Origin of the sequence: Pseudomonas tumuqii (assembly GCF_013184545.1) — a bacterium.
In the GTDB taxonomy this organism is placed as follows: Bacteria; Pseudomonadota; Gammaproteobacteria; order Pseudomonadales; family Pseudomonadaceae; genus Aquipseudomonas; species Aquipseudomonas tumuqii.
In genome coordinates this window covers 426,442-434,766 of sequence record NZ_JAAOJA010000004.1, presented here as the reverse complement: position 1 = coordinate 434,766, position 8,325 = coordinate 426,442, and the positions used below count along the sequence as shown (strand labels likewise).

General features: G+C 61.9%; 9 protein-coding genes. All 9 read right to left on the bottom strand.

Annotated features, from left to right (window positions below; translation table 11 throughout):
• Positions 1-163: 163 nt before the first annotated feature.
• The gene (gene rpoS, locus G9C89_RS10880) at positions 164-1,168 is read right to left on the bottom strand and encodes an RNA polymerase sigma factor RpoS (protein ID WP_172147888.1); all 1,005 of its coding nucleotides are present in this window, start codon (positions 1,166-1,168) and stop codon (positions 164-166) included.
• Between the two features lie 105 nt (positions 1,169-1,273).
• The gene (locus G9C89_RS10875; RefSeq protein ID WP_172147887.1) at positions 1,274-2,134 is read right to left on the bottom strand and encodes a peptidoglycan DD-metalloendopeptidase family protein; all 861 of its coding nucleotides are present in this window, start codon (positions 2,132-2,134) and stop codon (positions 1,274-1,276) included.
• A 56-nt stretch (positions 2,135-2,190) separates the two neighbouring features.
• Positions 2,191-3,090, bottom strand: a complete 900-nt coding sequence (locus tag G9C89_RS10870; protein ID WP_178115518.1) for a DUF368 domain-containing protein — start codon at positions 3,088-3,090, stop codon at positions 2,191-2,193.
• A gap of 65 nt (positions 3,091-3,155) precedes the next feature.
• The gene (locus tag G9C89_RS10865; RefSeq protein ID WP_172147909.1) at positions 3,156-3,791 is read right to left on the bottom strand and encodes a protein-L-isoaspartate(D-aspartate) O-methyltransferase; all 636 of its coding nucleotides are present in this window, start codon (positions 3,789-3,791) and stop codon (positions 3,156-3,158) included.
• A gap of 38 nt (positions 3,792-3,829) precedes the next feature.
• Positions 3,830-4,579 carry a 5'/3'-nucleotidase SurE gene (gene surE / locus G9C89_RS10860; protein WP_172147885.1) on the bottom strand — a complete coding sequence of 250 codons (750 nt, stop codon included), beginning with the start codon at positions 4,577-4,579 and terminating at the stop codon, positions 3,830-3,832.
• Entirely contained in the window at positions 4,567-5,625 is a 1,059-nt protein-coding gene (truD, locus tag G9C89_RS10855; RefSeq protein WP_172147884.1) for a tRNA pseudouridine(13) synthase TruD, read from the bottom strand. Before truD ends, surE begins: the two co-directional genes overlap by 13 nt.
• Positions 5,622-6,095, bottom strand: a complete 474-nt coding sequence (gene ispF / locus G9C89_RS10850; protein ID WP_172147908.1) for a 2-C-methyl-D-erythritol 2,4-cyclodiphosphate synthase — start codon at positions 6,093-6,095, stop codon at positions 5,622-5,624. The genes truD and ispF overlap by 4 nt, the downstream gene beginning before the upstream one ends.
• Positions 6,096-6,232: 137 nt before the next feature.
• A complete protein-coding gene (gene fghA / locus G9C89_RS10845) occupies positions 6,233-7,075 on the bottom strand; it encodes an S-formylglutathione hydrolase (protein WP_172147883.1) in 843 nt (280 codons plus the stop codon).
• A gap of 41 nt (positions 7,076-7,116) precedes the next feature.
• Positions 7,117-8,229, bottom strand: coding sequence for an S-(hydroxymethyl)glutathione dehydrogenase/class III alcohol dehydrogenase (locus G9C89_RS10840; protein WP_172147882.1), 1,113 nt, complete (start codon positions 8,227-8,229; stop codon positions 7,117-7,119).
• Between the last annotated feature and the right edge of the window lie 96 nt (positions 8,230-8,325).

The window sequence follows — 8,325 nt, the reverse complement described above, 5'->3', positions numbered from 1 at the left end:
CGATCCACGCTTCCTCCCCACACTCGGTCGCCCTCATGCAGTTGCGCTTCACTTCGTTCGCTGTGGTCAGCTTACGGCGGGACTTTCACCCACAAGATTGCGCCCATGCTGGGCGCACACAAAAAAACCCGGCCTAAGCCGGGTTTTGTAGAACAGGCAAGAACTACTGGAACAGGGCGTCGCTCGACAGACCGTTCTTTTCCAGGATCTCGCGCAAGCGCTTGAGCGCCTCGACCTGAATCTGTCGCACACGTTCGCGAGTCAAACCGATTTCCTGGCCCACTTCTTCCAGGGTGCAGCTTTCGTGGCCGCGCAAGCCGAAACGCCGCACCACGACCTCACGCTGCTTGTCGGTCAACTCGGACAACCATTGGTCGATGCTTTGCGAAAGGTCGTCGTCTTGCAACAGCTCGCACGGATCGGTCGGCCGGTCATCGGTCAGGGTATCGAGCAGGGTTTTGTCAGAGTCGGGGCCGAGCGAAACATCCACCGAAGAAACCCGCTCATTCAAGCCGAGCATGCGCTTAACCTCACCCACGGGTTTTTCCAGCAGGTTGGCGATCTCTTCGGCCGAAGGCTCATGGTCGAGTTTCTGGGTCAACTCGCGCGCCGCACGCAGGTAGACGTTGAGTTCTTTGACTACATGGATCGGCAATCGAATGGTACGGGTCTGATTCATGATCGCCCGTTCGATGGTCTGGCGGATCCACCAGGTCGCATACGTCGAGAAGCGGAAACCACGCTCCGGGTCAAATTTCTCGACCGCACGGATCAAGCCGAGGTTGCCTTCTTCGATCAGATCGAGCAGCGACAAACCGCGATTGACGTAACGGCGGGCGATTTTCACAACAAGGCGCAGGTTGCTCTCGATCATGCGCTTACGCCCAGCCGGATCGCCCTTCTGCGCCAGACGCGCAAAGAACACTTCCTCTTCAGGGGTAAGCAGCGGAGAAAAACCGATTTCGTTGAGATACAACTGTGTGGCGTCGAGCGCACGGGTGTAGTCAATGTACTTGTGCTGCTTGCTGCTGGATTGTTTGGCTTTAGTGCGAGTGAGTGGCTTTTCCGCCCCATCATTCGACACATCATCCAAGACAATGCCAGGCTCCATCAAGAGCACTTCATCATCGACGTCAAACTCCGGCGCTTCTTTTGGATTGAGTGCCATTATTGTTGTCCCTTGCTGAGTTCGACAGCAAGCTCGGGTGGCACCTGTATCCCTGGCAACACCTGAGCCCGTCCCTCCCACGCGATGGAACAGACGAGCGACAGATCAACGGCGCGGCAAGTATTGCAACGGATCTACAGGCTTTCCCTGACGGCGAATTTCAAAATGAAGCTTCACCCGGTCGGCACCTGTGGAACCCATCTCGGCAATCGTTTGCCCTGCTTTGACCTGCTGTCCCTCCTGAACCAGCAGCCTGCGGTTGTGTCCGTAGGCACTTACGTAGGTATCGCTGTGTTTGATGATCACCAACTCGCCGTAGCCCCGTAAACCACTCCCGGCGTACACCACTGACCCATCAGACGCAGCCAAAACAGGCTGTCCCAAATCACCGGCGATATCAATGCCTTTATTCAAACTGCCGTTTGAAGAAAATCGCCCGATGACAACACCGCCGGCAGGCCAGGCCCAGCCTGACGCCGAGCGCTGGACAGGCTGCACTGGCGTGGTCGCCGGAGTCGGCTTGATTGGCACGGATGTTTGGGCCTGCGGCCTTGCTGCAGGGGCCTGAATCGGCGCAATCGGGCGAGCGACGGAGGCCGGCCGGGCCACTGTCGGTGCGCCGGCCACTACAGACCCGCGCGCCGGCTGACGACCGTCGAAGCGAATGACCTGACCAACCCGTATCAGGTAAGGCGGGGCAATGCCGTTGCGCGCAGCCAGGGCTTTCCAGTCCCAGCCGAAACGGAAGGCGATTGAATAGAGGGTATCGCCACGCCTCACTACATACTGGCCGCTGGTCACTGGTTGGCGCTGCTGCATGGCCGCCCCCCGGTTATTCCGATCGACGACCTGCACACTACCGGATGGCGAACTGGCGCAACCGGCCAGGAGCGCTCCAATCACCAGGCCACCCAACAGGCTCCGAGCGCTGCTGCATATTCGCGGTTGAATGGCTGTGAAACTCACCCTTATCTCCCTTTGTGGCCAGTGGTATCTGCTGAATGGCGCGTATTGTGCCGGAATTATTCGGTGCAGCCAGTGCTTTGCTGACGCCGACCGGCCAGCCACTCCAGCCCAAGCACCAGCAGTACCCCACCCAGAGCCAAAAGAATAGCCAGGAGCAGCTGTGGATCCTGACCGCTGACCTCGGCAAAACGCCCCGGCAAGAGATTGGTCTGCAGCAGCGGCACCTGCTGCCCATGGCTGTCGGCATGCCAGGTGAGGGTTTCTTTCCACGGCCAGAGTTTGTTCAGCGAGCCGAGCATCAGCCCCGTCAGCAAGGCCAGGGTCAGGTCGCGCCAACGCACCAACAACCAACGCAGCAACCCGGCGAAGCTGACGATGCCAACTAGGCAACCGCTGGCAAACAGCATCAGCACGTTGATATCCAGGCCTTTCACCGCCCCGAGAATGAAGGGATACAGACCCAGCAACAGCAGGATGAAGCTGCCGGAAATACCCGGCAGGATCATCGCGCAGATGGCAATCGAACCGGCAAAGAAAATACTCAGCGAATCAGTGCCCCACTGTACTGGCGAGGCCACCGTGATCCAGTAGGCAAAAGCCGCCCCCATGACGAAACTGACGAACCGGCTCCAGTTCCAACGCTGGATTTCGCGCGCCACCAGATGGGACGAAACCAGAATCAAGCCGAAAAAGAACGACCACACCGGGATCGGATGCACGGCCAGCAGGAAGGTGATCAGCCGCGCCAGACTGAGCACACTGGTCAGAATGCCCGCCAACAGAACCAGCAGGAAGGTCGCGTTGGCAGCCTGCCAGGCGGCGAGGACACGACCGCGCAGGAGCATGCCCAGAGCAGCGGGCACACTGGCGATCGAACGCAGCAGCTCATCGTAGATGCCGCTGATAAAGGCGACGGTGCCGCCGGAAACGCCAGGCACCACATCGGCCGCACCCATGGCAATGCCTTTGGCGAAGAGCAGGATATGTTTATTCACGGGTACTTCCAGGCAAACGCTAAAGATCAAGCCAAAGGCCCATTGAGCAAGGGGACGAAACGCACGGAATCCAGCACATGCCTGGCAAACCCCTGTTCCTCACGGACGATCAGCAGCAGCTGCTGCACATCGCCGGCACCGACCGGAATCACCAGACGACCACCCGGCGCCAACTGATCGAGCAGGGCCTGGGGCACCTCACTGGCGGCAGCGGTGACGATGATGCCGTTGTAGGGTGCCAAGGCCGGCCAGCCCTCCCAGCCATCACCCCAGCGGAACACCACGTTGCGCAGGTTCAGCGTGGTCATGCGTTCCTTGGCCCTGTCCTGCAGCCCCTGAATGCGCTCGACGCTGAATATCCGCTCGACCAGTTGCGCGAGTATCGCCGTCTGATAACCGGAGCCGGTGCCGATTTCCAGCACCTTGTCCAATGGACCGGCGGCCAGCAACAACTCGCTCATACGCGCCACCATGTAGGGCTGCGAGATGGTCTGGTTGTGGCCGATCGGCAGAGCGGTGTCTTCGTAGGCACGATGGGCCAGGGCTTCGTCGACGAACAGGTGGCGCGGCGTGCGCCGGATCGCTTCCAGCACCCGGGCGTTGGACAGCCCCTCTTCATACAGCCGCTGAATCAGGCGCTCGCGAGTCCGCTGCGAGGTCATGCCGATACCGCGATGCAGTTCGTCTTGCTCACGCCTCATCAGAGCAAACCCTCCAGCCATGGTTGCAGGCTGCTGAAACCGTCCTGAAAGGTACGATCAAGCTGCAAAGGAGTAACGGAGACGAAGCCCTGCATCACCGCATGGAAATCCGTGCCCGGTCCGCCATCCTCGGCATCGCCGGCGACCGAAATCCAGTAACCTTCCTTGCCGCGCGGATTGATCACCTTGACCGGGGCCGCCGCACGGGCGCGATGCCCCAGGCGAGTCAGCTGGATACCACGGATGTGTTCCAGCGGCAGATTGGGGATATTCACATTGAGCACGGTGCGCGGCGGCAGATCCAGCTGCTCATGAGCCTCCACCAGCTTGCGCGCGAAGTAGGCCGCGGTTGCCAGATTATCCGGCTGCCGCGAAAGCAGGGAGAAGGCGAATGCCGGACGGGCCAGAAACCGCCCTTCCAGGGCCGCAGCCACCGTGCCGGAATAGAGCACGTCATCGCCCAGATTGGCGCCCAGGTTGATACCGGCCACCACCAGATCGGCCACATGCGGTAGCAATCCATTCAGCCCCAGGTGCACGCAGTCGGTGGGCGTGCCGTTGAGGCTGATAAAACCGTTGGGCAAGGTGCAAGGGTGCAGCGGACGGTCGAGGGTCAGCGAGCTGCTGGCACCACTTTTGTCCTGATCGGGTGCGATCACCGCGCACTCGGCATAATCGGCCAGGGCAGCATGCAACGCGGCAAGGCCCGGCGCGGCCACGCCGTCATCATTGGAAATCAGAATACGCATGGGTTGTCCGTCTGCCCTGCAGGCAACAGATCGACGAGCTCGCGCACCAAGACGGTGGCAAAGCATCCAGCCGGCAGGACGAATTCCAGTTGCAGAATGTCAGGCTCGGGATAATGCCACGTCAAACCGCCGATGGGGAGGCGCAGAATACGCCGTTCGTGCGTCATGCCCGCTTCTGCCAACCAGTCGACCAAGGCGCGCTCATCCTCGGCGACCTTCTGCTCCAGCGCCTGGGCGACCCCGCCGGTCGTCGAGGCACCTGCGCCCCATAACGGCCCGGTCGGATGCAGATCGAGAATCGCCAGGCGCGGGTCGCCGCACTCGGTCTCGCCGGCAGGGAAAAAACTGCGGCTATCGGTAAAGGCCAGCAGATCGCCAGGCAGAGCCTGATTCCAGGTACCCGCAGCGACCCGCGCGGCCAGCACCCGATTGAACAGAAAGCTGCGCGCCGCCGAGAGCACGCGCGAACGCACGTTGCGCTGCTCGGGCAAGCTCTGGCGCTCGGCGAAATGCCGCGCATGGGCGACATTGCCGCCCTCGAAGCCAAAGCGTTGCAGACCGAAGTAGTTGGGAATGCCCTGCGCAGCAATCTGCGTCAAGCGCTGTTCCAGCGCAGCGCGATCGGCATCCAGCTGGGTCAGGCGCAGGGTGAAGCCGTTGGCCGCATGCGCACCACGCTGCAACTTGCGCGAGTGCCGCACCTGCTTGAGGATGCACAGGCTGGCGTCCTCGGCGGCGCCCAGAGCCGGGTCGGCCTTGCCTGGCAGGTGCAGACTGAACCATTGGCGGGTCAACGCCTGGCGATCCTTGAGTCCGGCATAGCTGATCATGCGCAGCGGCACGCCAGCCGCGCGGGCGATACGCCGCGCGGCATCCTCGGTGTTCAGGCCGCGCTTTTCCACCCACAGCCAGAGGTGTTCACCTTCGCCAGCCAGGGGAATATCCAGCACCTCATCGACCTGGAAGTCTTCCGCTACGGCCTTGAGCACCGCCGTCCCGCACGGCTCGCCATGGCCGCGCGGGCCCAGCAGTTCGAGTTCGTTCATCGGGCCACCAACAGCGCAACCGCGTGCACCGCGAGGCCTTCTTCGCGACCGGTGAAGCCGAGCTTCTCGGTGGTGGTGGCCTTGACGTTGACCTGATCGAGCGCGACCTGCAGATCCTCGGCGATCAGAGCGCGCATGGCCTCGATGTGCGGCGCCATCTTCGGCGCCTGGGCGACTATGGTGGCATCGACATTACCCACCTGCCAGCCTTTGGCCTGCAGCAAACCCAGGACATGGCGCAGCAGCACGCGGCTGTCGGCGCCCTTGAAGGTCGGGTCGGTGTCGGGGAAGTGCTTGCCGATATCGCCCAGTGCCGCGGCGCCGAGCAAGGCATCGGCGAGCGCATGCAGCAGCACATCGCCGTCGGAGTGGGCGATCAGGCCGAAGCCGTGGGGAATCCTTATGCCACCGAGGGTGATGAACTCGCCCTCACCGAAACGGTGCACGTCGTAACCGTGGCCAATACGCATAGTGCTCTTCATGGAAAATCAGGCCCTGCAAAAGTCAGGACGTGATTCTACATGCAGGAGCCTGGCTGTAGAGTGTGCCGTGCGCACCAGCAATCGCGCCGGCACCATTTTCGCAACCGCGGTGCGCACAGCGCACCCTACGCCAGCGCCTGGGCATGATGACGCAGGTGATCCTCGATAAAGCTGGCGATGAAATAGTAGCTGTGGTCATAGCCGGGCTGCAGGCGCAGGGTCAGTGGATGCTTCGCAGCTTGCGCGGCACTCTTCAGTGCATCCGGCTTGAGCTGGCTGTCGAGAAAGTCATCGCGATCGCCCTGATCGATCAAGATCGGCAAGCGCTCGGTCGCATCGGCAATGAGCGCACAGGCATCCCATTCGCGCCAGCGCGAACGTTCATCACCGAGGTAGCGGGAAAACGCCTTCTCACCCCAGGGGCAGTTGGACGGATTACCGATCGGCGCAAAGGCCGACAACGACTGGTAACGCCCGGGATTGCGCAAGGCGCAGACCAGGGCACCGTGCCCGCCCATGGAATGGCCGCTGATACCACGCTTGGTCGAGACCGGGAAATTAGCCTCGATCAGCGCCGGCAACTCCTGCACCACGTAATCGTGCATGCGGTAATTGCGCGCCCAGGGTTCTTGCGTGGCGTTCAGGTAGAAGCCGGCGCCCAGACCGAAGTCCCAGGCGCCCTCCGGGTCGCCCGGCACATCGGGCCCGCGCGGGCTGGTGTCCGGCGCCACTATGATCAGGCCCAGCTCGGCGGCCAGCCGATGTGCGCCGGCCTTCTGCATGAAGTTCTCGTCATTACAGGTCAGCCCCGACAGCCAGTAGAGCACCGGCAGTTTGGTGCCCTGCTCGGCCTGCGGCGGCAGATAGACGGCGAATACCATGTCGCAGTTGAGCGTGCTCGAGCGATGCCGGTAACGCTTGTGCCAGCCGCCGAAGCTTTTCTGGCAAGAGATGTTTTCCAGAGTCATAACGTCCCCGCGGGGTGCGCCGCGCGCACCACAACAAATCATTAGAAGTGAATGACGGTACGGATGCTCTTGCCTTCATGCATCAGCTCGAAGGCCTGATTGATGTCTTCCAGCGGCATGTTGTGGGTGATGAAGGTATCCAGGGGGATTTCGCCCTTCTGCGCCTTCTCCACATAGCTCGGCAGCTCGGTGCGGCCTTTCACCCCACCGAAGGCCGAACCGCGCCAGACCCGCCCGGTGACCAGCTGGAACGGGCGGGTCGATATCTCCTGACCGGCACCGGCGACGCCGATGATGGTCGATTCGCCCCAACCCTTGTGGCAGCACTCCAGCGCGGCGCGCATCAACTGCACATTGCCGACGCATTCGAAGGAGTAATCCACCCCGCCATCGGTCATATCGACTATGACGTCCTGGATCGGCTTGGCGAAATCCTTCGGATTGACGCAGTCGGTCGCGCCCAATTGCCGGGCGATCTCGAACTTGGCCGGATTGATGTCGATGGCGATGATCCGCGCGGCCTTGGCCATCTTCGCGCCGATGATCGCCGCCAGGCCGATGCCGCCCAGGCCGAAGATCGCCACGCTGGCGCCCTCCTCGACCTTGGCAGTATTCAATACCGCGCCGATGCCGGTGGTGACGCCACAGCCGAGCAGGCAGACCTTGTCCAGCGGCGCATCCCGGGGAATCTTCGCCAGGGAGATTTCCGGCAGCACGGTGTACTCGGAGAAGGTCGAACAGCCCATGTAGTGGTAGATCGGCTGGCCCTGGTAGGAGAAGCGCGAGGTGCCGTCCGGCATCAGGCCCTTGCCCTGGGTGGCGCGCACCGCCTGACAGAGGTTGGTCTTGCCGGATTTGCAGAATTTGCACTGGCGGCATTCGGCGGTGTACAGCGGGATCACGTGGTCGCCCACCGCCAGCGAGGTCACGCCCTCGCCGATCGCCTCGACGATGCCGCCGCCTTCATGCCCGAGGATGCAGGGAAACACGCCTTCGGAATCCTCACCGGAGAGGGTGTAGGCATCGGTGTGGCACACGCCGGTGGCGACGATGCGCACCAGCACCTCACCGGCCTTCGGCGGCTCGACATCCACTTCGACGATTTGCAGCGGTTGGTTGGGGGCAAAGGCTACCGCAGCACGTGATTTGATCATGATCGCTCTCCGACGGGTTGTAACAGTGGCGAAGAGTGTAGATCACCCTTTGCAGGGTAATAATCGGCGTTATGGCAAAACATTATTGCCATACAG